Source organism: Acinetobacter sp. 802_lipA (assembly GCF_058242885.1).
The window spans coordinates 1700104-1726686 of sequence record NZ_JBZAYP010000001.1; the positions used below are offsets into that span (position 1 = coordinate 1700104).

Consider the following 26583-nt stretch of genomic DNA (forward strand, 5'->3'; position numbering starts at 1 on the left):
ATGATTGTTATCGTGAATAAAGGTTTAATATTTTATGAAGAAAAATTTTCATAAATTATAAATAGTTAAGAATAGTTAAAAAAAGAGAAGGAAATATGTTCCTCCTCTTTTTATTTTTCAACTAGATATAGTATTGCGCTCTTTTTTTGGCAAATTTATCGAGCTGCTTTAAAAAGCCTTCAAAATAGTCTTTTTCTTTTTCTTCAGTACGATATCCAGCGTAGAGAGTACGACGCAAACCTTCAGGTGCTACACAGTCCAAACGACGTGAAGTCACCCAGCCTTTTTGTTCATATTCATTCACTACCCAGTCTGGCAACGCACCAATACCACGACCACTGGCCACCAACTGGATCAACATTTGAGTCAGATCGGTGGTACGGATTTGTTTTGGCAGAATATTGGCTGGAATAAACAGACGCGACATAATATCCAAACGATGTTTATCAACTGGATAGGTAATAAGAGTCTCTTCGGCAAGCTCTTGTACAGTAATCTCTTTAGCGCGAACCAAAGGATGGGTATTGGATAAGACCAAACGTGACTCGTACTCAAAAATTGGGAAATATTCTACCCCTTTTAACGCAATCGGGTCGGCTGTAATCAATAAATCAAACTCACCCGTCTGCAATAACTCATGCGGGTTCGCCTCAAAGCCTGAAGCAAAGTCCAAATCAACATCAGGATATTGCTGACGATATTGATTTAACAACGGCATTAACCAATCAAAACAACTATGACACTCAGAAGAAAAGGTAATGCGTCCTGTTTGCCCATGTACGATACGGGTAATGTCGCTTTGTGCAATTTGTACCTGTGGTAACACCTCATCCGCTAGCTTTAATAGACGCTGTCCAACATTCGAAAAACTGACAGGACGACTGCGACGATTCACCACCTCCACGCCAAACCATTGATCAAGCTCACGCAACTGGTGCGATAGTGCTGAAGGGGTTAAACACAAATCCCCTGCGGCAGCAACCAATGAGCCATGCTCTCTTAAAGCGGTTAAGGTTTTTAAATGGCGGAGTTCTAACATCTGGCGCGGCCCAATTTTTTAATCTTGATGAATACGGTATAGCTTAACCTATAAAAGTGAGATTCACTTATTTTTTTTCACCTTAATATATTTTTAATTAGTTTATTTCATTTTAATATCTATGATCTGCAACAAAAACACTCGCCCCATTTACAGAGAATGAAAAAATTTAAGCATTCAAATTCACAATCTTCATGATCCGTACATGTGCGCCAATCGAGAAGTAAGGCTTTCTTTTATAACTGTGGACTTTGTACACGACAAAAAAAGATAACTCATTGAAATAATGGCATAATACTTGTTTTCTGACGACGAATATGATGACACATTTCAATGAGTTACATCTCATCTTAAACAAATATCTAAAGTGGAACAAGTCACATGCAAAATGTTTTACACTGATTATGCTTGCATTAATTGTAAAACAGACATGTAATCTTTCTTCTGCATCTAAAGCCTTACCCATCAAGTGCTTACCACAATCATTTTATCGACGTATACAACGCTTCTTTGCAGATCAGTATTTCGATTATCGTCAAATTTCTCAGTTAATTTTCAATATATTTTCATTCGATAAAGTCCAATTAACTTTGGATAGAACTAATTGGAAATGGGGAAAACGAGATATCAATATCTTGATGTTAGCCATCGTCTATCGTGGAATAGCCATACCTATTGTTTGGACATTGCTCAATAAACGTGGAAATTCAGATACAAAAGAGCGTATTGCTTTGATTCAACGCTTTATCTCTATTTTTGGTAAAGACCGTATTGTGAATGTGTTCGCAGACAGAGAATTTATCGGTGAGAAATGGTTTACATGGTTAATTGAAAATGACATTAACTTTTGTATACGTGTTAAAAAAACTTTATTGTGACCAATCACTTAGCCAAGAATCATAAAATTAGTGATTTATTTCGTCATCTTCAAGTTGGTCAAACTGAATGTCGTAAACGACGTATTTGGGTTGGTCGAGTGAAACTGTATATTAGTGCGCTACGATTAGAAGATGGAGAACTTTTACTTGTTGTTTCTCCTATGTTTAATGCTTCTGCTATTCGTGATTATGCATTACGCTGGGAAATCGAAACGTTATTTAGTTGTCTCAAAGGACGTGGATTCAATCTTGAAAATACTCGTTTAACAGACCCTAGACGAGTCAAGAAATTGATAGCAGTGCTAGCTATCGGTTTCTGTTGGTGCTATTTAACAGGTGAATGGCAACATGATCGGAAAAAAGCGATAAAAATAAAGAAGCATGGACGACTTTCAGTAAGTTTATTTCGCTACGGTTTGGACTATGTTCAAATGGCTATTCTACGTTTGATTGGTTTTGGAAAAAAAGAAGAATTTAAGAAAGTGCTAGCAATTTTAAGAAAGAAAAAGCCTGATAGGACAAGGGTCCTATGAAATTTGTCGTGTACAGAGAACTGTGGATGACTTTTAAGCCCATCTCTTAATCATGCCTAGGTTGAAGCGTGATTCCTTCAGTTTTTTGAGAGGTACAACGACCGAATCCAGCCCACCAACTGTCCTATTTAACTCGTGGCTATGCATCGAACTCTTGTGATATGTCTACTTTGATATAATGAAATCATGTGACAGCAAGCAGCATGCTCTTGTACCTGAGTTAAATTCAGCTCAAATATTGAGAACTGATGATTCTGATCTTCTATCCAAATTGAGCAGGCTAAAGCGCTGAAAAAGCATAAAGTACTGGCGAGTAAAACTTCGGATAGCCCTAGTCTTCAGGCTTTTTTATGTTCCACGTGAAGCATTATGTAAACATCGAATAAAAGTCGCTTGTCTCTCAAACTGATGAAATACAAAACAGAGCATACAAAAACAAAAAAGCTTCCGACTAGGAAGCTTTTTTTAGATCTTAGATTTAACCATCAATCGTGAGCTTTAAAATCTCAGCTTTGGTATAACCCCGTTCTTTTAAAAGATGTTGAATGGCTTTTTTCTCATCTTGATCTTCAAGGAATTTACAGCGTTGGATCAAACGCATATCGGTCTCATACTGAAAGTTATGACGACACTCCAATTCCTTATTGGAAGGCGTAGTAAAAAAATGAAGCACAGCTAGATACTCTCTTTCTTGCTGTTGAAGTGGCCCGCCTTCAACGAATACCTATCTAACACAACTGTTAAACACCCTTTGATTAAATGATGACGAATCTCGCTCCATTATGCAAGTTTGGGCCTCTCAAATGTTCTCTCTCTACTCATCTTCAGCGCTCAATACAGGTTTTTATCATCTGCCAAAGTCGATTTTAATCATGAAAATTCATCAGCTCATCCTGAGAATTCTTCATCCAATCGCCGTTGATCCGCTCGTTAGACGTTTTAAACTGTCTGGTTTAAATAGATAAAAACCATTCAATATGTCGAAGCTCGAACGTCAGAAACTTAGCCTCCCCACAGGTCATGACAAACTGCTCTTGCATTCCTGCTGCGCGCCTTGCTCAGGTGAAGTCATGGAAACCCTGATTGAATCGGGTATCGATTTTTCTATCTTTTTCTATAACCCCAACATTCATCCTGTAAAGGAATATCTGATTCGCAAAGAAGAAAATATTCGCTTTGCAGAAAAATATCACATTCCATTTATTGACTGTGATTACGACACAGACAACTGGTTTGCACGTGCTAAAGGTATGGAAAATGAGCCAGAGAAAGGCATTCGTTGCACCATGTGTTTTGATATGCGGTTTGAACGGACAGCGTTATATGCGGCAGAACATGGCTTTAGCCTGATCAGCAGCTCTCTCGGTATTTCCCGTTGGAAGAATATGCAGCAGATCAATGAGTGCGGGCACCGTTCTGCTTCACATTACGCAGGCATTCACTACTGGGACTATAACTGGCGCAAACATGGCGGTGCGGTACGCATGCTGGACATCAGCAAACGTGAAGAGTTTTATCAACAAGAGTACTGCGGCTGTGTGTATTCACTGAGGGATAGCAACCGCTGGCGCATGAGCCAAGGCCGTGAGCGCATCAAACTCGGAGAAAAGTTCTATTCAAATGCTATGGATCAGGACAGCTGATTTTAGTCTGCAGACTCCACATACCAATTTTTCCAAGAGCTGGTTCCACGTACCGCAATCGACACGGTCGGAATCAGCTTTTCTTTTAAAATCGCTGTTTGTCCAACCGCTTTGGCTAAGCGTGCTTTGACGGAATGAATGCATTCACGGTCACCAAATTCACAGCGGTCTAAGCTGGTTCCACCACAAGGCCCATTAGCCAAGCCTTTGGGGCAAGTTTCTGGGCAAATGTACAGGGTCTCGCCTAAACGGCATTGACCACAACTCTCACAGCCCACCACCGCATGCTTACTCAAATGTTCCGTTTTCAGTAATGCATTGTTGGCTTTCGTTCGATCCCAAACATTAAAATTAAAAATAAACCGCCCCACTCCTTTGGCCAGTTTAGATTCAAATAAAGCATCATGCATCAAATGCAGATGTTGGTACTTAATAATCTGACTCGATGTCGCAGGCCGTGAATAATAAGCCAGCTTCGGATGAAACTCTGTACCGGTTTGCACCTGCCAAAGCGTATTCCAAAGTCGTTCACACTCAGCAAAACTCAAGTGCCGATATTCTTCAATATAACGCTCCAGTAAGCTTTGTTCTTCAGGCTGATGGCAAGCCGATAAATGCACCCCCGCAAAACCCAAATGTCGACACATTAGAATCTGTAATGCGCAGCGCACATAAACGCCATCACTTAAACCCTGTTCTTTTTCCTGTTGCAACACCTGCAACATATGCGGGGTGATCACTATACCAGCCACTTTATGTTTCAGCATAAACTTGGCCCGTGCCAAGGTCAGTGGCATGACGCAAGCTAAAATTTTCTGAGCATACTGATACCGCGCCAAAAATGCATGCGCATCCTGTAAAGCAGCCATGTCATAGCCCAATTGGGTAATCACATAATCCGCCCCTGCTTTCATCTTTTTATGCAGTTTCAGATATTGCGCCTCTTTTTCCGCTTCCGCATATTTAAACGGATTAAACGCGACACCAATATGAAAACCGCCTTGGCGTTTGGCTTCCATGACAGCATTCACAGACTCCAAATAACGTGTTCGGGGTTCTAGGTCGTGGCTATAGCAGTGCTGTTTTAATTTATCACCCGTTAAGAGCAACAGGTTCTTTTGACCCTGTGTTTTTGCATCTTGCAAAAACTGCTCAAAGTCTTGTATATCCCGTGCCTTCCCAGAAAAGTGAATGACTTTTTCAATCTCTTGTGGATACTGTTTGGCGACTTGCAAAGGAGCTTCATCGTCATCTGCATGCACCCGATCGGCCAGCGTCATAGCCGCAGGAAAGCCTGAAAATTCAGTTTTGACAGACCACTGGGCTTGGTGTGCGCTTAAGTATTCAACCAATACGCAAAATTGTTGCCGTGCAAAATATTGAGCAAGTAAGGACATCACAGAAGAAATAATCCAGAGGATTAAAAAAAGAAGAATTATAGTACAAATCAAAAATAGATGACGAATCGTCTGATTATTCACTACGGCATATTTAATATTTTTTGACTCATCCTCCACCCGATGAGTGAACGCAAATATCCACCCCGGCCTGATTCATTAGTTGCAGTGCCCTGCTAAAACTGAACCTGATGGTCAAATTCAAAAAAGAAGGTACTCCAACGCTCAACTACACGCCGCCCCTAGCACAACATTTGTCTAGACCCCTTATTTACTACGTCGATTGCCTTATTTTCGATAAGATTGTTCTTTTTTATGCTTTTCAATCGCTTAAAGACTAAGCACATTTCAGCTTTTTAAAATAAAGGCATCTTTTCAAGCTGGGACTGACTGTGTATAACAATGGACGACTCAAGGAAATGATTCGTACATAGGCAAAAGCCTGAAAAAAGCTTAAACTATGTGCCAATGAAAACAAATGATATGTCGTCCATGGCGACAACGATGAAGGTGAAGGTTGATGCCGCTCAATACCGTTGAAGAGCTAGTTGCAGATATCCGTGCAGGTAAAATGGTCATCCTGATGGATGACGAAGATCGTGAGAATGAAGGTGATTTAGTTATCGCAGCGACCCATGTTCGCGCAGAAGACATCAACTTTATGATCACCCATGCCCGTGGTTTGGTGTGTTTAACGCTCAGCCGTGATCGCTGTAAACAATTGAATCTTCCATTGATGGTCGATGCCAATGGCGCACAACATGGCACCAACTTCACGCTCTCCATTGAAGCGGCAGAAGGGATTTCTACAGGGATTTCACCTGCAGAACGTGCGCATACCATTCAAACGGCAGTAGCGGCACATGCCAAACCATCAGATATCGTTCAACCAGGACATATTTTCCCATTGATGGCGCAGCCTGGTGGTGTTCTACACCGTGCAGGTCATACCGAAGCAGGTTGTGATTTATCTCGTCTAGCGGGTTTAGAGCCTGCATCAGTCATCTGTGAAATCATCAATGAAGATGGCACAATGGCGCGTCGTGCCGATCTTGAAATTTTTGCTGAAAAGCATGGTTTAAAAATTGGCACCATTGCGGATCTGATTCACTATCGTATGACCAATGAACAAACCGTTGAACGGATTGATCAGCAAAGCATTGATACCGAATATGGGACATTTGACTTATATCGTTACCGCGAATTAGGCAATCCAGATATTCACTTGGCTTTGGTGAAAGGCGAACCAAAAGAAGGTGTAACCACCGTTCGTGTCCATGGTTTCAACCCTGTTCGCGACCTGCTCAAGCTCAACAAAAAAGACGGTGAGCCAGCATGGAATCTCGACAAGGCCCTGCAAGAGATCGCAGGCAGCGATCGTGGTGTTTTAGTCTGGATTGGTCAGCGCCATTTACAAGACTTAGGCCCAGCCTTAGACAGCCTTACAGCACCAAAACCAACCAAATCCAATGCTGCTTTATCTCAGCAGTACCAAACCATTGGGGTGGGCGCACAAATTTTACGTGATTTAGGCGTAGAAAAGATGAAGCTTTTGAGCTCGCCTTTACGCTTTAATGCACTTTCTGGGTTTAATTTAGAAGTGGTGGAATATATCACCGCACATCAAACAACTTAAAAAATCATCGAGGTTGCTATGGCAATTCGCCGTATTGAAGGTATGTTACATCTCGCTAGCGAAGGCCGTTATGCGATTTTAGTGGGTCGTTTTAATAGTTTTGTTGTCGAACATCTATTAGAAGGTGCAATTGATACATTGAAACGTCATGGTGTATCAGAGGATAATATCACTGTTGTTCATGCACCAGGCGCGTGGGAACTTCCTGTCGTGGCTAAAAAATTAGTGGCGTCTGAACGCTTCGATGCCATCATTGCACTGGGTGCTGTGATTCGTGGTAGCACACCGCACTTCGACTTTGTTGCAGGTGAATGTGCCAAAGGTTTAGGCGTGGTTGGCCTAGAATCTGGTCTTCCAGTGATTAATGGTGTATTGACTACGGATAGTATTGAACAAGCGATTGAACGCTCGGGTACAAAAGCAGGTAATAAAGGCGGCGAAGCTGCTCTTACTGCAATTGAAATGGTTAACTTGTTAAAGGCTATTTAACGCTATGTCGCAAACATTGCAAGCAACTTATGCAGCAAAACGTAAAGCACGTCGCTTTGCTGTACAAGGAATTTACGAATGGCAAATGAGCCACAATCCAGTCCATGAGATTGAAGCACGTACGCGTGTGGAAAATGCCATGCACAAAGTGGATCTGAGCTATTATCATGAATTGTTAACCCTAGTGGTTGCCAATCATGAAGCATTGGATGCGCTCTTAATCCCTGTGCTTGATCGCGAAGTTTCTGCGCTTGATGGCGTTGAACTTGCGACCCTTCGTTTAGGCGCATATGAACTCAAGGAACACCTTGAAATTCCATATCGTGTGGTTTTAGACGAAGCGATCGAGCTTGCTAAACATTTTGGCGGTGCAGACAGCCATAAATACATCAATGGTGTATTAGATCGTTTAGCAACAACTTTACGTGCAGCAGAAAAGCAACAAGCGAACTCACAGTAGTAGATTTGTTGTATGGCTGAGTTTTCGATCATTGATACCTATTTTAATCGTAAGAGCCCTCATTCTGTCGATTTAGGCGTCGGTGACGACTCAGCCTTGCTCACCCCACCACCACAGCAACAATTGGTCATTTGTGCCGATACCTTGGTTGCTGGACGTCACTTTCCGCTTGATACCAGCCCCCATGCGATTGGCTGGAAATCTGTCGCAGTCAATTTATCTGATATCGCCGCAATGGGCGCGAAACCTCAGAGTATATTATTGGCCTTGAGCTTACCCCAAATTGATCATGACTGGCTCAAAGGCTTTAGTCAGGGTTTATATGATTGCTGTGATCAATTTGGTGTGAGTTTAATTGGTGGAGACACCACCCAAAGCCCACATCTCACTATTTCCGTGACTGCACTGGGCTGGGTCGATATCGGTCAAGCCGTCACTCGCTCTGCCGCTCAAGTGGGTGATTTGATTTGTGTCAGTGGTACGGTCGGCGATGCTGCTTTTGCCTTGCAACACTTGGGGCACCCTCTCCAGCAACGTTTAGACTACCCCACCCCACGCTGTGAACTGGGCCAAGTACTCAAAGGCTTGGCGCACAGTATGATTGATGTGTCGGATGGCTTAGCACAAGATCTCGGTCATATCTTAAAAGCATCCCATGTGGGCGCGACCCTACAACTTGATCAACTGCCAATCAACACCGCTCTACAAGATGTAACACGAGAACAACAATGGCAATATGCTTTGGCGGGTGGCGATGACTATGAGTTATGCTTTACAATAAGCCCGCAGAATTATGAAAAACTTTTGCAACAACAAAACCATAGCAGCATCAGTGTGATTGGAAAAATTGATGCCGAAAGTGGTCTGCGTTTTCAACAAAATGGCTTAGACCATTCCTTGCAATTTAATGGATATCAACACTTTGCATAAGCCCCCTATCCTCTTTCGTCAGATGTCTTGGTATGACCGTTTCATCGTATTTTGTGGTGTAGGGTTTGGCTCAGGGCTAGCACCCAAAGCACCAGGCACGTTTGGTTCTGCATTCGCACTGCTGTTCGTCCCGATTTGGCTTGCAATTGGCTTATCGAACACCATTATTGCCATCATCCTCATGTCTTTCATGGGTATTTATATCTGTGGGCATACTGCCAAAGTGATGGGCGTACATGATGATGGGCGTATTGTATGGGATGAGTTTGCTGGCCAGTCCATCACCTTTTTGCCTGTCCTGTATTTAGGGCAAATGAATTGGCTCTGGCTGCTGCTGGGTTTTATTTTATTTCGTATTTTTGATGTGTGGAAACCGTGGCCGATTCGTGTCATTGACCAAAAAGTCGAAGGTGGTTTTGGCATTATGCTCGACGACCTAATTGCAGGACTATGGGCTGCACTTTGTATTTGGCTTTATTTTTATTTCACTGTGGCTTAGGCCATTTTTAGGATTAGAACATGTCAACGACTGTTATTATTCTTGCTGCAGGTAAAGGAACACGTATGCGTTCGACGTTACCCAAAGTGCTACAACCACTTGCAGGGCGTCCTTTACTCGGTCATGTGATTGAAACAGCAAAAAAAATCCACGCTGAAAACATCATTACGATCTATGGTCACGGTGGCGATCGGGTTCAAACAGCTTTTGCAGATCCAGACATTAAATGGGTTGAACAAGCAGAACAACTCGGTACTGGGCATGCAGTACAAATGACCCTGCCCGTTTTACCTCATGATGGTATTTCCCTCATTCTCTCTGGTGATGTGCCTTGCATTACCCAGAATACGCTACAAAAATTACTCAATGCAACTGCCGAGACAGGCATTGGCCTAGTGACTTTAACTTTAGCCGATGCAACAGGTTATGGCCGTATTGTGCGTGAAAATGGTCAAATTCAAGCGATTGTTGAACATAAAGATGCAACAGAGCAACAGCGTCAAATCCAAGAAATTAATACAGGTATTTACTGTGTCAGTAATGCCAAATTGCACGAATGGTTACCTAAACTCAGCAATAACAATGCGCAAGGTGAATATTACCTGACTGATATTGTAGCAATGGCATTGGCTGATGGTTTGACCGTTGCTTCAGTTGAGCCCGAACAGGCATTCGAAGTTGAAGGGGTCAATGACCGTATTCAACTGGCAGCGTTAGAACGCCAATTCCAAGCGGATCTAGCCAACAAGCTCATGCAACAAGGTGTGCATTTAATTGATCCTAGTCGCTTTGATCTTCGTGGTAACTTAGTCGTTGGACAAGATGTACGTATTGATATCAATGTCATCATTGAAGGCGAATGTGAGTTCGGTGACCATGTAGAAATTGGTGCAGGTTGTATCATCAAAAATACCAAGATCGCAGCAGGTACAAAAGTTCAGCCGTATAGCATCTTTGATAATGCTATGGTCGGTGAAGATGCGCAGATTGGTCCTTTTGCTCGTTTACGCCCAGGTGCAAAACTGGCGGCTGAAGTGCATATTGGTAACTTCGTTGAAGTCAAAAACTCAACGGTCGGTGTCGGGTCTAAAGCCAACCACTTTACTTATTTGGGTGATGCTGAAGTGGGCAGTGGCTCTAACATTGGTGCAGGGACCATTACCTGTAACTATGATGGTGCAAACAAATTTAAAACCATCATTGGCGATCATGCCTTCATTGGTTCAAATAGTGCTTTGGTTGCTCCAGTCACCATTGGCAACGGCGCAACTGTCGGGGCTGGCTCAACCATCACCCGCGATGTCGAAGAAAATAGTTTAGCGGTAGAACGTTCTAAGCAGTTTACGAAAGAAAACTACCAACGTCCGCAAAAGATCAAGAAATAAGAGGAATTTGTTATGTGTGGTATCGTCGGTGGCGTTGCAGAACGTAATATTAGTAATATCCTCATCGAAGGTTTAAAACGTTTGGAGTATCGTGGCTACGACTCTGCTGGTTTAGCGCTGATCAACCAAGGTCATGTTCTACGTGAACGTCGCGTCGGCAAAGTAGCCAATCTGGGTGGGGCGGTTGAAGAATCACAGATTATCGGTTCATTAGGGATTGCACATACTCGCTGGGCAACCCATGGCAAACCAACTGAAAACAATGCACATCCGCATATTTCAGGCAACGTTGCTATCGTACATAATGGCATTATTGAAAACTATCAAGAACTTAAAGATGATCTTGAAGCACGGGGGTATGTATTTACCTCTCAGACCGATACCGAAGTGGTTGCCCACCTGATTCATGATGCATTGAAGTCAACGCCAAGTTTACTTGAAGCAGTCAAACAAGTTGTGCCACAGCTGAAAGGAGCTTATGCTCTCGGTATCGTACATACTGATTATCCAGATGAACTGATTACCGTGCGTGAAGGTTCACCTTTGGTCATTGGCGTGGGTATTGGTGAAAACTTTATCAGCTCAGACCAATTGGCGCTGCTTCCGATTACCAACCGATTTATTTATCTCGAAGAAGGTGATATTGCGCGTCTCACTCGTAATAGCATTGAAATCTTTGTTGATGGTCAATTGGTTCATCGCCCAGTAAAAGAGTTAGATGCGACCGTCAGCAATGCATCAAAAGGCGAATATAAACACTACATGCTCAAAGAAATTTATGAGCAACCTGAAGCGATTCAACAAACCATTTCACAAGCCTTAAATGGCAATGCCCTACGTGAAGATTTCCTTGCGAATGCTGTTGCAGATTTATCTCAAATTCAGCAAATCCAAATCATTGCCTGTGGTACCAGTTACCATGCGGGTATGATTGCAAAATATTGGTTTGAACAGCTCATTGATCTGCCTTGCCAAGTGGAAATCGCGAGTGAATTTCGCTATCGCACACCAGTGATTGTCAATAATACCCTATATGTCTGTATTTCTCAGTCCGGTGAAACAGCAGATACTTTAGCTGCCCTGCGCGATACTCAAAAGCGTGCTACAGCAAAAGGCTTAGACATCATTACGATGACCATTTGCAATGTCGCAACATCTTCCATGGTACGTGAAACCAACCATAGCTTATTAACTCTGGCAGGTCCTGAAATTGGTGTTGCATCCACCAAAGCATTTACCACGCAGCTTGCAGCGCTTATGTTATTGGTACTCAAAATAGGTACGATTAAAAATCGTATCTCTACACAACAGGTGGCTGAGATTACCGCTGGACTTTGGCACTTACCTAAAGTCATTTTAGATACTTTACGGAACGACGCTGAAATTCTCCGCCTCTCTGAACTATTTGTAGAGAAACAGCATTGCTTGTTCCTTGGTCGTGGGACTCACTTCCCTATTGCACTCGAAGGTGCATTGAAACTAAAAGAAATTTCTTATATTCATGCAGAAGGCTATGCAGCAGGCGAACTTAAACACGGTCCACTCGCTTTAGTTGATAATGAGATGCCAGTGGTCATTCTCGCACCGCAAGATGACATGCTCGATAAACTCAAATCAAACATGGAAGAAGTTCAGGCGCGTGGCGGCGAGCTGTTTGTATTTGCCGACGAGAACAGCGGAATTCAAGGCAAAGACCGCCAGCATGTCGTCAGCGTGCCAGCAGTTGATGCGGTTCTTGCACCGATTGTGTACAGCATTCCTGTGCAGCTGCTGTCATACCATGTAGCGGTGCTCCGCGGCACCGATGTTGATCAGCCGCGAAACCTGGCAAAATCTGTCACTGTTGAATAACTGAAAAGGCTGACTCTGTTCAGCTGTGTTCGTATAATTAAGTTTGTATCAAATAATTAAGTTTAGATTTAATTATTTAAGTTTGGATATTAATGAAGTAAACGAACGAAACCCTACCCTGTAGACCCAGTGATTCTTCACCAAGTCTACAGGGTTTTTAATATAAAAAAATTCAAATTAGAATCACACCAGAAATATAAAATTATTCTCTGTACACGACAAATTTCACAGAACCCTTATCCTATCAGGATTCTGCCTTCTTAAAATTGCCAAAATTTCCTTAAACTCTTCTTTTTTCCCAAAACCAATTAAACGCTGAATCGCCATTTGAACATAGTCTAAACCATAGCGAAATAAACTCATTGAGAGTCGTCCATGCTTCTTTATTTTTATCGCTTTTTTTTGATCATGTTGCCATTCACCCGTTAAGTAACACCAACAGAAGCTTATAGCTAACACCGCAATCAATTTTTTCACTCGTCTAGCGTCTGTCAAGCGCGTATTTTCAAGATTGAATCCTCGTCCTTTGAGACAACTGAATAAGGTTTCAATTTCCCAGCGTAATGCATAATCCTGAATAGCATTGGCATTAAACTGAGGAGAAACGACGAGTAAAAGCTCTCCATTTTCTAACTGTAGTGCACTCATATATAGTTTCACCCGACCAACCAAAATCCGTCGTTTACGACATTCAATTTGACCAAGTTGAAGATGGCGAAATAAATCACTAATTTTATGATTCTTCCCTAAATGATTGGTGACAATGAAGTTTTTTTAACACGAATGCAGAAGTTGATGTCTTGTTCAATTAACCATGTAAACCACTGCTCACCGATAAACTCTCTGTCTGCGAACACATTCACAATACGGTCTTTACCAAAAATGGATATAAAGCGTTGAATCAAAGCAATCCGCTCTTTCGTATCTGAATTTCCACGTTTATTAAGCAATGTCCAAACGATAGGTATCGCTATTCCACGATAAACGATCGCAAGCATCAGGATATTAATATTTCGTTTTCCCCATTTCCAATTGGTTCTATCTAAAGTCAGTTGCACTTGGTCGAATGAAAACATATTGAAAATCAACCGAGAAATTTGACGATAATCAAAATACTGACCTGCAAAGAAGCGCTGCATACGTCGATAAAATGATTGTGGTAAGCACTTGATGGGCAAGGCTTTAGATGCAGAAGAAAGATTACATGTTTGCTTTAAAATAATCACAAGCATGATGAGCGCAAAGCACTTTAAATGTGACTTGTTCCATTTTAGAGATTTGTTTAAGATAAGATATAACTCATTGAGATGTGTCATAGTATTCGTCGTTAGAAAACAATTATTATGACATTATTTCAATGAGTTATCTATTTTTGTCGTGTACAGAGAAAATTATTACTAATATATTCAACAATATAGATATATAAAAATCTCACCCTAGATTCAAAAAGCATCCCTTTTTGACCTCATCTTGAAAACATTTCATTTTTATTTAAAGTATGCTTCACCTTTCTGAGCAAGAATTCGTATTTTAAAGTGGAAGAACCCGATACTTAATACAAACTTAATTTCATCTAAAATTAAGGATACCAAATTCTAATACAAACTTAATTTTAAAATTGAAAAATAATGAATAATATATATCAACAACTTATGATCAAAAATAAAACAAACTTAATTAAATTACCATAATTAGACGCAGTATTTGGTCATAAAGCAAAATAAGGGATAAGGAACTATGTGCAAACTCTGAATAAGTCTATTAGCTATTCCTGTTACTAGCTAGCAGCCCACCTTATTTAAAATGAGGTATTTCATTCACTGGATATATTAATGTTAATGGATTTGATGTTAATGAGATAAAGCCAAACCGCTGATAAAACTTCATAGCTTTTTGATCCTTAGCATGTATTACAACAAAATTAACACCAATAATTTGAGCAACTTTTGAAACTTGTTTAAGAGCATGTGCTAAAAGTACTTTTCCAACTCCTTGCCCCTGTGCTGCTTGATCAACGGCAAAGCGACCCACAACCACACAAGGTAAGGGATAACGAGGTAATCGTTTAGTGAGAACAGCATCAACCCCATCAAATCCTATAGAGGTACTTGATAGACAATAAAACCCCCTCACCTGTGCATCATCATCAATAGCAACATAGGTTTTACTTGTTCCTGATTTCTGATGTTGGGATGCGTATTGTTTTATGAACTTATTTAAATCATCTTGCCCACAATTAAATGATTTTTTCTGATGATGGGCTTGTAAAACCTCAATTTTCATCCAATAAACTCATTAAATTTTTCATCTCATCATTTGCAGGGCGCGGATTTTCAAGCAAATTCATTAACATATCACGATCAGCATTATTTACTTTTAACTCGTGATTAGATTTAAGTAATTCTTTTGCTCGTTCAAATGAGGATTGGATCATAAAGGAACTCACACTAAGACCCAATAAATTCGCAGCTTGCTCAATTACAATCTTTGCATCTACGGTTGAACGAACATTGATTCGTTCTGTTGCTAAGTTAGCCATATTTTCCACCAATTTGTACATCATAATGATGTACAAATTATAGCAGATTAAGGTAGTACTTTAAGATCCAAATTTACATATTTTGTTCTAAAATATTTGGAATAGAAAATAAACATTTTACTATGAACCAGAATGAATGGTCGGGTTTGAGTCTGAATATGCAGTTGGTTTACATAAGAATATGCAACGATGTTTACTAAGATGTAATTTGAATACTTTTGCCTATCATTAACGTTTTTTAAACTCATTAATTGAGTATTAAAATACCATATTAATTATTAAGTTAATGAATTAAAAGAATAATTAAATAAAAATTATAAAATTTTGTTTGTATATAGATATATTTAAGTTTGTATGTTTTTGCTAAATACAAAATTACCCCCATTCAGATATGATTAATTATCCACCAAAATCCACAGGTCTTCTGTATGGCAAAAATTATAAAAAACTATGAAGAACTAGTAACAGAAGGGTATGGCCAGGGCCATGGACGCGATTATAAACCTTGTAAAACTGTTCAAAACTTCAGTTCAATTGGTCGCTCTCATAGAGTACAAGGTCGTGTGAGTCAACGTCTTCACCACTTGTTTTCTGATCTAGAGCTATCTACCTTTTTACTGCTTGATTGGAATCAGAACGTTACAGATATTCGCGAACATTATCCTTTGGATATCTATGATCTTAACTCCATCTGTTCTCGTTTCCGAATGAAAAAAGTATCGGTTGACTATATACCTTTTACCCTATCTTCAGATTTTTTAGTTGATTTTGGTAAGTTTTCTATAGCCCTTGACACTCTTTACAGCAAGGATCTGAATAAAGCTCATGTTATTGAGTCATTAGAAATTAAACGTCGTTACTGGGAAGAAGAGCACAATACGCCGTTCAAACTGATCACTGAAAAAGACATTCCTGCTACGGTACTAGAGAACATTAAATGGCTGTATGTAGAAAAAAATGACCTTGAAATAACAAATCACATGATTGATCAAGCAGTTTATTTTATGGAAGAAATTAGCCAGTACCCTCAAAGCTCATTAATCCAATTTTGTAAGCATTCTGACCAAACTCAAAAAATGGGTATCGGAGCGACGCTCGCATTGTTTAGAAAATTATTTGCACTGCGAATACTTCAATTTAATCTAGAAATTTCGTACTTGGAGCTTAAGCTTTCTGATATTCATGCAAGTAATTTGCTCCAGAATGAGAATACAGTTCATGCAACTAATTAATTCAGTTTACATCTTGAATGCAACACAATACCGAATACTCAAATTCTTACCGCAGTATACGGTATGGATTGCGATTGATAATAAAAATGCTTTTCCTGAACTCATTTTGTCTAAGGAACTTCAAACTCTCTCAGATGATCAAAGCCTGATACCAGCGCAAGATCCTTATGAATACTTAAAACGATTAAACTTGAGTGAAGATTCTATTCAACTCAAAAAAAGAGATGAAAACTTTTTAATTATTCAAGATTTAATTAATGATGAACAAGTTCTTATCAATACAAAAATCAGGACTGCAAAAATTAAAACTATACATCTAGAAAAAGAAGTATCAATTAATAAAATTCTACGACTCCTAAGACGCTACTGGCAGCGTGGTCAAACTATAAATGCTTTGGTACCGGACTATGAAAACTCAGGTGGAAAAGGTCAAAAAAGAGCTATAGGTGATAAAAAAATTGGCAGACCACGCATCTATGAATCGAATGGAGGTAAGAATGTCACTGAACAGGTTGAATTATATTTTAAGAAAGCCATCGAAGAGTATTTAGTTCCTGTCAAAAAACAATCCATTAACGAAACTTATCTTCGGTTTAAAAGTGTATTTTCTAAGCACTTTCATCAAGTGCAAACCTCAGATATTCCAACCTATGCTCAATTCTATTATTTTTATAATACGCGATATAGAAATAAGAACAATTCCAAGGAAATTCTGACGAATCAGAAAACCCTGAAAGATCACAAACCTCTAACTTCAACAGCAACCAAGCAAGCAAATGGCCCTGGCGCACGTTATGAGATAGATTCAACGGTTGCTGATATTTACCTTGTATCATCACGAGATCCATCACAGATTATTGGCAGACCTACCGTCTATCTTGCTATCGATGTATTTAGCCGGATGATTACTGGGCTTTATGTTGGTATGGAAAACAGCTCATTTAACACAGCCATACAATGCCTCAGCGTCGCAATCCAAGATAAAGTGACATTCTGTCAGAGTTACGGCTTACAAATACAACCAGAGGACTGGCCGATTTATGGTTTACCTAGTGCCATACTTGCAGACCGTGGTGAACTCATTGGCTATCAAATTGAACTTCTTGAAAAAAACTTTTCTGTTCGAATTGAAAATGCACCACCGTATCGAAGCGATGCTAAAGGTATTGTAGAGAGGGCTTTCGGAATTATTCAGTCACGTTTTAAATCCTACGATAATATTGGTGTTGTCTCTGGATTCAAGGAAAAAAAGAAAGGCGGACATGATTATCGGCTAGAAGCTTGTCTGACTTTAGAAGAGTTCAGAAAAATCATATTAAGCTGCGTCTTGTTACGCAATAATTTTGATATTTTGACGAAATATGATCGTAGTGCCGATATGCCGACTGACCTGCCTTCTATCCCCCTTAAGCTCTGGCAGTGGGGTCTACAGCACCGTACTGGGATGTTAAGACAAGTGGATAACAAATCACTATATGTTGGCTTGTTACCTAGGACCGACGCCTCCTTAAGTGACAAGGGACTTAAAGTCAAAGGCTTACTCTATCAATGTCTGGAAATGCATCAACAAGGCTGGTTTATTCGTAACACGACCAAATCCCGCCCGAAAAAGTTGCGGATTGGTTTTGACCCATACTCAGTAAATACCATTTATGTTTTCTTTGATGAAAATAAGTTGGAATACTGGGAAGCCCTCTTAAGTGATACCTCACGTCAATATCAGCATTTGACCTGGTGGGAAGCTGAACAAATTCAAAAAGCAATCAAAACTGTTGAAAAACAGCATTCACAACTAAAGTCTGTAGCCATCAGTGAATTACAGGATTTTACTGACAAAATCATCCACACAGCACAGAGCCGGCAGGCTCAAGCAGGAGTTCACCAACTTTCTAAAGCACAACGTACTCGGGATATTCGTCAGAACAAACAAGAAGCAATTCAGGTGGAACGTGAGGAACATCTCCAAAATAGGTCCGTCAATTCTATCCGGACTATCCATCCCAACCAAGACAACCCTCCAACACCCCCATCTCACAGCAGCAATCTGGATTTGACCAGTCAACCAGACTTAATGAGACAATTATTTGAAGAGGACGATGAAGAATGAATAATAATGAAGTCGCGGTCAACACATCGATAGAAGATATCTATGGGGATAATCCTCTCATTACTCAATTACCGCCTATCCTTGATACGAAGTCGGTAATTAAACACCTACGAGGGAAACTGAAATTTCTTCCAAAACAGCGCTTTTATGCGCAACAAGAAAGAATCCATTTAATCGCTCAATTACCTCATGATTTTTTCCAGCCATTGACTAAACATTTATCCCTTGAGCAAAAAATTTCTATTATGATTCGGCAAGGTTATGTGAGTAGAAACATCACTAATGGGGATAGAAATCGACATTTACACGCTGCTTTTCAGCAACTAGAACCATCAAATGAAAGCTCTTATCGCTACGCACCTCCAGAGTCGACTGCAACTAGCATGTCAATTATAGGATGTTCGGGAAGCGGTAAAACAACGACAATGAACAAAATTTTGCGTTATTACCCGCAAGTGATTGAACATAGAGAGCTGGGATTAAAACAAATTGTTTACCTTAAAATTGATTGTCCGCATGACAGCTCTTTAAAAAACTTATGCTCAAACTTTTTTAGAGCAGTAGATTTAGCATTAGGAGATACAAACTTCGAGCATCGTTTCACCAGAAGTCGCTTAAATGTGAATGCTATGCTGCAGCAGATGAAAATTATCGCAAATAATTATTCTATTGGACTTTTAATCATTGATGAAATCCAGCATTTGAATACAAAAAAATCTGGCGGGGCTGAAATCATTCTTAATTTCTTTGTTACCCTTGTGAATGTGGCATCCATTCCAATTGTGATGATTGGGACACCCAAAGCCAATGAAATTCTGCAAGAAGATTTAAGATCAGCTAGACGCAGTGCAGGATTAGGCTCTTTAATCTGGGAACCTATGCGCAATGAAGCACCCACTCCCGATCTTAGCACCCCTGATCAAATGATCATTTCTGAATGGTATGCTTTCACCAACACGCTGTGGCAATATCAATGGGTTCAACAACCAGCTGAACTGACCGATGAATTAAGAAACACTTGGTATTATTATACGCAGGGCATTCCAGATTTAGTGGTTAAACTGTTCTGCTTGATGCAGATTCATGCCATCACCATTGGTCTGGAAAAAATTACATCTGAACTTTTTAAAAAAGTCTACGAAGAACAATTACAGCCAGTCCACGATATTTTGGATGCACTCCGCTCAGGCAACCCCACACGTATTGCACGATATTCTGACTTAACGATCCCTCAAGTTCAAATTGAGGAATATGTTGAACAACAACGTTTCAAAGCTGCATTAAAAACGGAAATACAGCGTAAAGATCTAGGACCGCATTATTCTACCCTCATTGGTATGCTGACAGCCTTTGATTACCCGGCTGCTACAATAGAACAGTATGTTACTTCTACATTAAAACGATATCCAAACGAAAAATTAAAGACACTCTTCCAGCATATTCTGGATGTATTAGACAGCCCTGTAGCAGAAGATAAGTTTAAACAGCATCAAACCACGACTCTGGCAAGGAAGCCACGTACATCTCGTAAAGTCATGAAGCCGGAGGAATGGAAGAGCACTGAAGCCAATGACTTAAGAAATTTTTTCAGTCAAGCACAAGAAAAGGAAGTCGATGTTTATGAGCTATTAAAATCATCTCACTATTTGTTTGATCCCACCTCTCCTGTGTTGCATTAAACAAAAATAGAGAGTAAGTGTATTATGATTTCAAATTTTCCAATACCATATCCAGATGAGTTAATTTACAGTGTGATTGCACGTTATGCTATTCACAATGGAATTTTAAGTCCCAAATACCTTACTGAAGAATTATTCAATAATAGAAATTTGACGCCAACTTACGATTTACCGTCTTACATAGACAAATTGGCCAGTTATCTACCCGATTGCTATGATGCAATCCATTTAATCAACCAGCACACCTTATTACCAATTTATCAACCGTTTCAACCTGATACAGTGATGCGTTATGCTGTACATGTATTGCAGGGTGAACAGTATCAATCATTACATACCAAGTTGGGAAAAAATGCGTCGCGAATTAAATCTGTGAATTTTTTTCGGTTCTGTCCGCATTGTTGGCAAGAACAGATGGAACAATATGGTGAAGTGTATTGGAAACGTAGCTGGCAGATTACAGGATATGAATATTGTACAAAGCATGAATCTGCCCTTTTTGTCAGCGATGTTCCTTGCAATGGGCTAGACCGAAGATTTTATAATGCTCATTTAAATGTCCTTATTGACTCCTCACAACTTTTTATTAATTCACAAGACTTTAAGCGCCATCTAGAGTTAGCAAAAATAATCAAGGATCTACTTATTCAATCGAGCCATCTTGCAGTACAAGATGTATCGATTTTATCAAATGCCTACTTCAATCTATTGAAAGACAGAGACTTACTGTCAGGTCAAAAAAATATCAACTACGAAAAAATTCGTCACCTTGTGTTAGATTACTGGGGCGAAAGCTTTCTTCAATACTATCATTTAGATGATCTGCTTTCTGAGAACTGCTGGCTCAAAAATATGTGCAGGAAACATCGTAAAGCATTTTCTTATCTTGAGCATTGCATTGTATTAAAATCGCTGGTTCCAGAGCAAAAACCAATTGAAACATATAAGCAATATGTTAGCTTAGCATCAATAGAAAAAACAAACTTAGATCGGCAGCACGAAGCTCCCCCTGTATGTGTTAATAATAAAATAGATAGGATATTATCTGAAGATCAAAAACAATGGACAAAACTAATTCAGAAAAATTCTGTTAAGCAGGCACGTCAATGTGATCCTGCACTTTACGCTCGGTTATATCGTAATCATAAGAACTGGCTATTACTGACAAATAAATCTGCTGTGATATTACCTTCAGCCATTCCCAAGCCACGTGTAGATTGGAAAAAGCGAGATCAACAATTGATTAAACAACTCATCAAAATCCGGGATCAATTATTAGAAGATCTCGACTCTCCACAATGGACAAAAAAGTTTTTTATTAAGCAACTTGGCTCGGTAAGTATGATTGAAAAAAACTGGAGTTTTTTACCACTCACCACCGCCTTTCTAGAGCGTTACGCAGAGTCTGTAGATTGTTATCAAATACGCCGCCTTACACGAACATTTATTCGTCAACACACTGAAAGCCAGTTTTACCCATCGAGTGTATTTCTTCGACTATCAGGATTAAGCTCTGAACGCTTAACGCCAGAAGCTCGTAGATTTTTTAATAATATTGAGAGAGAAATAAAATAATGAGCGATTGCCCAATCGAAGAGTTACCGAAGAATTTGATTTATTATACTTCAACAGAAATTAGTCGCCGCGGCCAAACTCGGTTCGATATTAATACTCACTTTTTTAATCCGACTATTAAACGTTCTATTCAGCTTAAATTACCAATTGAGAGTATTATTCTTTATGACTATCTCACCCCAATTGTAGGTTCTGAGCTAAAGGAATTATTTTTCCATACACTTGAAAATGTTAATTTCACAGTATTCAGAACAATCACTCTATTGGGGGATGAGCATAAAAAAAGAGATCAAGGCCGGATCTGTTTTGAGTTTGATTACTACTCAAAAGTATTAAATAAAAATCTTATTATTCAAATACCGAAACTCATTCTTGCTCGGGATCTATTCTTTTCACATCCTTATCTTTTACGTGCAGCACTCTTTGCGGAAAACTATTCAACAGATATTCTAGTGGATACGAATGATGAAAAAGCTATTCATATTACTATTGCGCAAAACAAAAAAATTCTGAGAGCAGATATCTCTGATCCTCATTTTTTGAAAAAATTGGCCTTAATTCTTTTACAACCTGATTTAAATAAAGCCTTCCTTAGTATTTATCAAAAAACAATTATTGATCAAAACAATGCTAAAAATTTTAATTTCGATATGAATATTCCTGAGATTAAAAATATTGATCTAACAGTAGATGGAATTTATGATAAAGAAACTGGTATTTACAGAATTGAACGCATCACATCTTTCAAAAATTTGGAGACTGGAATTGATAGACCTGTACAATTTCATTTCACTACAAGAAAAATGATACAACAAATCAAAAATCCTCAAGTTCAACGTTCAAATAAACCAAAACTAACAAATTCCTCTAAAGAGAAATTGAATCAAAATGCTGATGCAGATATCGATCAGCGATTGATCAAGCTAAGAAACCTTCCTGCAGAAATTTATACAATAGAAGACTTAAAAATTTCTTTAGAAACGCCGCCTACTAAAACTACAGTACGGAATAAAATACTAAAGAAAATGGATGAAAATAAAAATCAAGATGAAGGATTTGCAGGAGGAGAAGGAGATATCGAGGGCACAATACCTGGATTTACACATGAATCAGACACTCAAATAGAGCGAATTACGCATGAAGACTTAATTAAAGTATTGAACCAAATTGAAGAAGTAGGATATGACATCAAAGAAATCTACAACTCTCCATTTAAAAAACATAACCCTTTTAGAGGGCATAATTTTTCTAATGGTAAGCAACTACGATACTTTTATGTCTATAAAATTATAAACAAACAAAATCATGAAAAATTTTATCTATGTGAAATTGATACCTCTGATGGCAAAAAGAACATCTCCACATTATTACTCCGATATGAAGAAAGAACACAATTATTAATTGAGACCGATTTGGAAAAATTAAACAATTCTATACTTTCTCAATCGCTCAGTTGGCCTAAAAAGTTTCTATCTGAGATAAGAGGTATTACTGCCTTTACTACGATTAATCATCCGTCTAAACAGAAACAACTAGACGATGAAAATTATTACGCTGACTGGGCTCAACGGATCATAGTAAAGGTACAGTTGATATAAAAGTTAAACTGTAACTTGGCATATAGGAACTACTTTCCTTCTATAATCATACCTTCCTTACTTTGCAGGAATTATTTCGAGAATTTAGATGACACAACTTACTTGTTTTAAAGCCTATGATATCCGCGGCAAACTCGGTACAGAACTCAATGAAGAGATTGCTTATAAAATCGGTCGTGCCTATGGGCAAATTTATCAACCAAAAAAAATTGTGGTGGGCTGCGATATCCGCCTCAGCAGTGAAGATTTAAAACAAGCCATCATCAAAGGCTTAAATGATGCTGGTGTTGATGTTTTAGATTTAGGCATGACGGGAACAGAAGAAGTCTATTTCGGCGCTTTTCATCTTGATGTACAAGGTGGTATCGAAATCACGGCAAGCCACAACCCGATGGACTATAACGGCATGAAATTGGTGCGTGAAAATGCACGTCCCATTGGAGCAGATTCAGGTTTAAAAGAAATTCGCTTATTGGCTGAATCAGGCAACTTTAATGAAGTTACAGCCAAAGGCAAAACTGAAAAATACCATATTCTGCCTGAATATATCGATCATTTAATGTCATATATTGATCCTGCCAAAATTCGCCCACTTAAATTGGTTATGAATGCGGGCAATGGCGCGGCTGGTCATGTGGTTGATGCCATTGAAGCAAAATTTAAACAGCTCAATATGCCTGTTGAATTTGTCAAAATTCACAATGATGCCGATGGTACTTTCCCTAATGGTATTCCCAACCCAATTTTAGTTGAAAATCGTGACAGCACTCAAAATGCAGTGCTTGAACATGCTGCGGATATGGGCATTGCTTGGGATGGTGACTTTGACCGCTGTTTCCTGTTTGATGAGAAAGGCCAATTTATTGAAGGCTATTATATTGTCGGTCTATTGGCACAAGCGTTCTTACTGAAACAATCTGGTGAGAAAATTGTGCATGATCCTCGCCTGGTTTGGAATACCTTTGATGTGATTGAACAATACCAAGGTGAAGCGATTCAGTCTAAATCAGGGCATTCATACATTAAAGAAAAAATGCGTGAGCACAATGCAGTGTATGGCGGTGAAATGTCAGCACATCATTACTTCCGTGATTTCTCTTATTGTGATAGCGGTATGATTCCTTGGTTATTGGCAATTTCTGTACTCTCAGAAACCCAGCAAACATTGTCTTCACTGGTTGAAGATATGATTGAAAAGTTCCCTTGTTCGGGTGAAATCAATTTTAAAGTTGCGGATACTCAAGCCACCATTCAAAAGATTTTTGATCACTTTGCCGATCAAAATCCTGCAATTGATGAAACGGATGGCATCAGCCTGAATTTTGGTGCATGGCGTCTAAATGTACGTGCTTCCAATACTGAACCTTTATTACGTCTCAACATTGAAAGCCGTAAAGACCAAAATCCACAACCAATACAAGACTATGTGGATGAATTAACGCAGTTGATTCAAGGTTAAATTGTTCTGGATGCTAATAAAAAACCATTCAACTTATCATATAGGTTGAATGGTTTTATTTTTAGCTGAATTCACGATGGGTTCTCTAAAAACGGACAGCTTATTAAAATAATGAGCGATCCAATGGAATTTCAATCCCTAAAGACACGCCACTATCTCCACCATACACGTCAGAGTCACTAACCCAACCACTTAATTTCAACGGCGTATTCGGACGAAGATAATGTGTCCACGTTAAATCCAGAGCTTTGATTTCATCTTTTTGTGGAAAAGCATGATTGATTTCAAGTCCTGACTGATTCACTTTTGCCAACAAGATGCGACCATTTAAACGATTCATTTTATCGAAACGAATATCCCCACCTAAACTATACATCTGACCATCACCGCCCATAGCGTGAGCTAAAGGGAATCCATGTTGGTAGTAACCATCTGTATAATTATGATGATTATATGAATAACCCCAAACATCACCATTGGTACGTGTATCTGTCCATTCAGTATAAAGCTGGAACGGCATATTCTTCACTTGTGAGGAATAATCGAGTCCTGCCAAATACATTTTCCGAGATGGCAGTAAACCTGATTCATCTTCACCGACAAACTGCCCATACAAACTCAATGGAACTTTAAACCATTGTTGTAGATTTAAACGCGCATCTAGGCCTGCAATTTGGTTTGAGGCATTCCCCTCTCCAGTACACCCACTATCATCACATTCGTTATCTTTACCAATAAAAGCATTCCAATAGGCTTTAAGGCTATCGGGTTGACCTTGACCATCTATTTGGAATGTACGTGATGCACCCAATTCAAGATAAGGTAAAGGTTGGGCTGTTAAACGCATTCCCAAGAGATTTGTATTTGGCACGGCCTCATAATCATCTAATCGGCCAGCAAAAACTTGATACTGCCAAGGGCCAATCCAAGACAGCCATTTCGTTTCAAATGCCTTTTGCTCAGCGCGTTGCATTGTAAAACCGTATACTGGACGACTTGCATCCCCTCGGATTAGACTACCATCATGCCCAGGTCCCCAATAGGTTGGAATTTGTCCTGCAATCAACCATTGATTCCACAACTTTCCAGCTAAATATGACCCTTCAACATTCACATCATGCCCATTATCAATAATAGGGTCTTTATCAGCATTAATACGCAGTCTTGCATCCCATTGCGCCCCACCAGCATTGAACTCAACAGCCGCTTGATATTGTGATTTTTGTTCATCTGCAAAATGTTGCGGTACATTTTGGGGATCAGATTCAGCATATAAACTGGCTTTGGCCGTTGTATTTTCCGCACTTAAAGCAGCTTGCACGGAATCCAAGACTTGCTGCTGAACTTGATTATCAATCTTTGCATTAGATAAAGCACGTTGTATTTCATCACCACTTAAAGGCCATGTAGACGTGCTAATTTGAATCACACCTTGTTGATTTAACCAATTTAAATCAGTTCGTAAGTCTTCATTATTTAAAACAATTCCTTGTGCAATTGCTGGCAAAGAAAGTGCAGATAAAACCGCAAGTGACAAAAATCTAATACTTTGATATCTCATAAATATTCTTCATCTAAGTTCATTTTTAAAAAACATCATAGCGATGTTTTTTAAAATAAGGGAATAAATACATGATTGTTTGCATAATCAATA

At 39.4% G+C, this 26583-nt stretch carries 22 protein-coding genes; 15 read left to right on the forward strand and 7 right to left on the reverse strand.

Translation table 11 applies throughout. From position 1 onward, the window contains the following. Nucleotides 1–121: 121 nt before the first annotated feature. Complete coding sequence (locus AC4CU3_RS08440; protein WP_058952405.1) at nucleotides 122–1039, reverse strand: LysR family transcriptional regulator; 918 nt, start codon at nucleotides 1037–1039, stop codon at nucleotides 122–124. A gap of 320 nt (nucleotides 1040–1359) precedes the next feature. On the opposite strand from AC4CU3_RS08440, the gene AC4CU3_RS08445 reads away from it, so the two are divergent. Beyond that, nucleotides 1360–2450 (forward strand): IS4-like element ISAba33 family transposase gene (locus tag AC4CU3_RS08445; RefSeq protein ID WP_125625403.1). Its coding sequence is split into 2 segments (ribosomal slippage): nucleotides 1360–1900 and nucleotides 1900–2450, totalling 1092 coding nucleotides; the frame shifts between segments, so codons are not numbered across the junction. Nucleotides 2451–2928: 478 nt separating this feature from the next. On the opposite strand, the gene AC4CU3_RS08450 is transcribed toward AC4CU3_RS08445, so the two are convergent. Further along, nucleotides 2929–3051, reverse strand: coding sequence for a hypothetical protein (locus AC4CU3_RS08450; RefSeq protein ID WP_004684300.1), 123 nt, complete (start codon nucleotides 3049–3051; stop codon nucleotides 2929–2931). Between the two features lie 376 nt (nucleotides 3052–3427). Here AC4CU3_RS08450 and AC4CU3_RS08455 point away from each other — a divergent pair, with 376 nt between their 5' ends. Continuing rightward, on the forward strand, nucleotides 3428–4093 hold the full coding sequence (locus AC4CU3_RS08455; protein WP_178895907.1) for an epoxyqueuosine reductase QueH: 666 nt from the start codon (nucleotides 3428–3430) through the stop codon (nucleotides 4091–4093). A 2-nt stretch (nucleotides 4094–4095) separates the two neighbouring features. On the opposite strand, the gene AC4CU3_RS08460 is transcribed toward AC4CU3_RS08455, so the two are convergent. Beyond that, on the reverse strand, nucleotides 4096–5490 hold the full coding sequence (locus tag AC4CU3_RS08460; protein WP_178895913.1) for a methylenetetrahydrofolate reductase C-terminal domain-containing protein: 1395 nt from the start codon (nucleotides 5488–5490) through the stop codon (nucleotides 4096–4098). Between the two features lie 520 nt (nucleotides 5491–6010). Between AC4CU3_RS08460 and ribBA the strand changes: the two genes are divergently transcribed. From ribBA to glmS, 7 genes are read left to right on the forward strand one after another with little or no spacing between them, the layout of a single operon-like run. After that, a complete protein-coding gene (ribBA, locus tag AC4CU3_RS08465) occupies nucleotides 6011–7126 on the forward strand; it encodes a bifunctional 3,4-dihydroxy-2-butanone-4-phosphate synthase/GTP cyclohydrolase II (RefSeq protein WP_125274154.1) in 1116 nt (371 codons plus the stop codon). Between the two features lie 18 nt (nucleotides 7127–7144). After that, entirely contained in the window at nucleotides 7145–7615 is a 471-nt protein-coding gene (gene ribH, locus AC4CU3_RS08470; RefSeq protein WP_004684294.1) for a 6,7-dimethyl-8-ribityllumazine synthase, read from the forward strand. Between the two features lie 4 nt (nucleotides 7616–7619). Further along, complete coding sequence (nusB, locus tag AC4CU3_RS08475) at nucleotides 7620–8075, forward strand: transcription antitermination factor NusB (protein WP_279693409.1); 456 nt, start codon at nucleotides 7620–7622, stop codon at nucleotides 8073–8075. A 12-nt stretch (nucleotides 8076–8087) separates the two neighbouring features. After that, a complete protein-coding gene (gene thiL / locus AC4CU3_RS08480) occupies nucleotides 8088–9005 on the forward strand; it encodes a thiamine-phosphate kinase (protein WP_005401641.1) in 918 nt (305 codons plus the stop codon). Further along, nucleotides 8983–9504: a phosphatidylglycerophosphatase A family protein gene (locus tag AC4CU3_RS08485; RefSeq protein ID WP_224467812.1), complete on the forward strand. Its 522-nt coding sequence runs from the start codon at nucleotides 8983–8985 to the stop codon at nucleotides 9502–9504. The genes thiL and AC4CU3_RS08485 overlap by 23 nt, the downstream gene beginning before the upstream one ends. A gap of 20 nt (nucleotides 9505–9524) precedes the next feature. Further along, on the forward strand, nucleotides 9525–10889 hold the full coding sequence (gene glmU, locus AC4CU3_RS08490) for a bifunctional UDP-N-acetylglucosamine diphosphorylase/glucosamine-1-phosphate N-acetyltransferase GlmU (RefSeq protein ID WP_490738096.1): 1365 nt from the start codon (nucleotides 9525–9527) through the stop codon (nucleotides 10887–10889). 12 nt (nucleotides 10890–10901) lie between these two features. Then, nucleotides 10902–12740 (forward strand): glutamine--fructose-6-phosphate transaminase (isomerizing), encoded by a 1839-nt coding sequence (gene glmS / locus AC4CU3_RS08495; RefSeq protein ID WP_490738097.1) that lies wholly within the window; start codon nucleotides 10902–10904, stop codon nucleotides 12738–12740. 225 nt (nucleotides 12741–12965) lie between these two features. Here glmS and AC4CU3_RS08500 read toward each other — a convergent pair. From AC4CU3_RS08500 to AC4CU3_RS08510, 3 genes are all read right to left on the reverse strand, one after another. Then, nucleotides 12966–14056 (reverse strand): IS4 family transposase gene (locus AC4CU3_RS08500; protein ID WP_490738091.1). Its coding sequence is split into 2 segments (ribosomal slippage): nucleotides 12966–13516 and nucleotides 13516–14056, totalling 1092 coding nucleotides; the frame shifts between segments, so codons are not numbered across the junction. A gap of 478 nt (nucleotides 14057–14534) precedes the next feature. Beyond that, on the reverse strand, nucleotides 14535–15023 hold the full coding sequence (locus AC4CU3_RS08505) for a GNAT family N-acetyltransferase (protein WP_004684281.1): 489 nt from the start codon (nucleotides 15021–15023) through the stop codon (nucleotides 14535–14537). Further along, nucleotides 15013–15279, reverse strand: a complete 267-nt coding sequence (locus AC4CU3_RS08510) for a type II toxin-antitoxin system TacA family antitoxin (protein ID WP_017396924.1) — start codon at nucleotides 15277–15279, stop codon at nucleotides 15013–15015. The genes AC4CU3_RS08505 and AC4CU3_RS08510 overlap by 11 nt, the downstream gene beginning before the upstream one ends. Before the next feature lie 428 nt (nucleotides 15280–15707). On the opposite strand from AC4CU3_RS08510, the gene AC4CU3_RS08515 reads away from it, so the two are divergent. The 6 genes from AC4CU3_RS08515 to AC4CU3_RS08540 all read left to right on the forward strand — a co-directional run bounded on the left by AC4CU3_RS08515 (nucleotide 15708) and on the right by AC4CU3_RS08540 (nucleotide 24929). Continuing rightward, entirely contained in the window at nucleotides 15708–16511 is an 804-nt protein-coding gene (locus AC4CU3_RS08515; protein WP_125274159.1) for a TnsA endonuclease C-terminal domain-containing protein, read from the forward strand. Continuing rightward, nucleotides 16498–18618 (forward strand): TnsB C-terminal domain-containing protein, encoded by a 2121-nt coding sequence (locus AC4CU3_RS08520; protein WP_490738098.1) that lies wholly within the window; start codon nucleotides 16498–16500, stop codon nucleotides 18616–18618. The genes AC4CU3_RS08515 and AC4CU3_RS08520 overlap by 14 nt, the downstream gene beginning before the upstream one ends. Further along, nucleotides 18615–20297 (forward strand): AAA family ATPase, encoded by a 1683-nt coding sequence (locus tag AC4CU3_RS08525; protein ID WP_125274161.1) that lies wholly within the window; start codon nucleotides 18615–18617, stop codon nucleotides 20295–20297. The genes AC4CU3_RS08520 and AC4CU3_RS08525 overlap by 4 nt, the downstream gene beginning before the upstream one ends. Nucleotides 20298–20321: 24 nt before the next feature. Then, nucleotides 20322–21872 (forward strand): TnsD family Tn7-like transposition protein, encoded by a 1551-nt coding sequence (locus AC4CU3_RS08530; RefSeq protein WP_278344880.1) that lies wholly within the window; start codon nucleotides 20322–20324, stop codon nucleotides 21870–21872. Further along, the gene (locus tag AC4CU3_RS08535) at nucleotides 21872–23470 is read left to right on the forward strand and encodes a Tn7-like element transposition protein TnsE (RefSeq protein WP_278344879.1); all 1599 of its coding nucleotides are present in this window, start codon (nucleotides 21872–21874) and stop codon (nucleotides 23468–23470) included. The genes AC4CU3_RS08530 and AC4CU3_RS08535 overlap by 1 nt, the downstream gene beginning before the upstream one ends. Before the next feature lie 88 nt (nucleotides 23471–23558). Then, nucleotides 23559–24929, forward strand: coding sequence for a phosphohexomutase domain-containing protein (locus tag AC4CU3_RS08540; RefSeq protein WP_278344878.1), 1371 nt, complete (start codon nucleotides 23559–23561; stop codon nucleotides 24927–24929). Nucleotides 24930–25032: 103 nt separating this feature from the next. On the opposite strand, the gene AC4CU3_RS08545 is transcribed toward AC4CU3_RS08540, so the two are convergent. After that, entirely contained in the window at nucleotides 25033–26496 is a 1464-nt protein-coding gene (locus AC4CU3_RS08545) for a capsule assembly Wzi family protein (protein WP_279744336.1), read from the reverse strand. Nucleotides 26497–26583 lie beyond the last annotated feature (87 nt).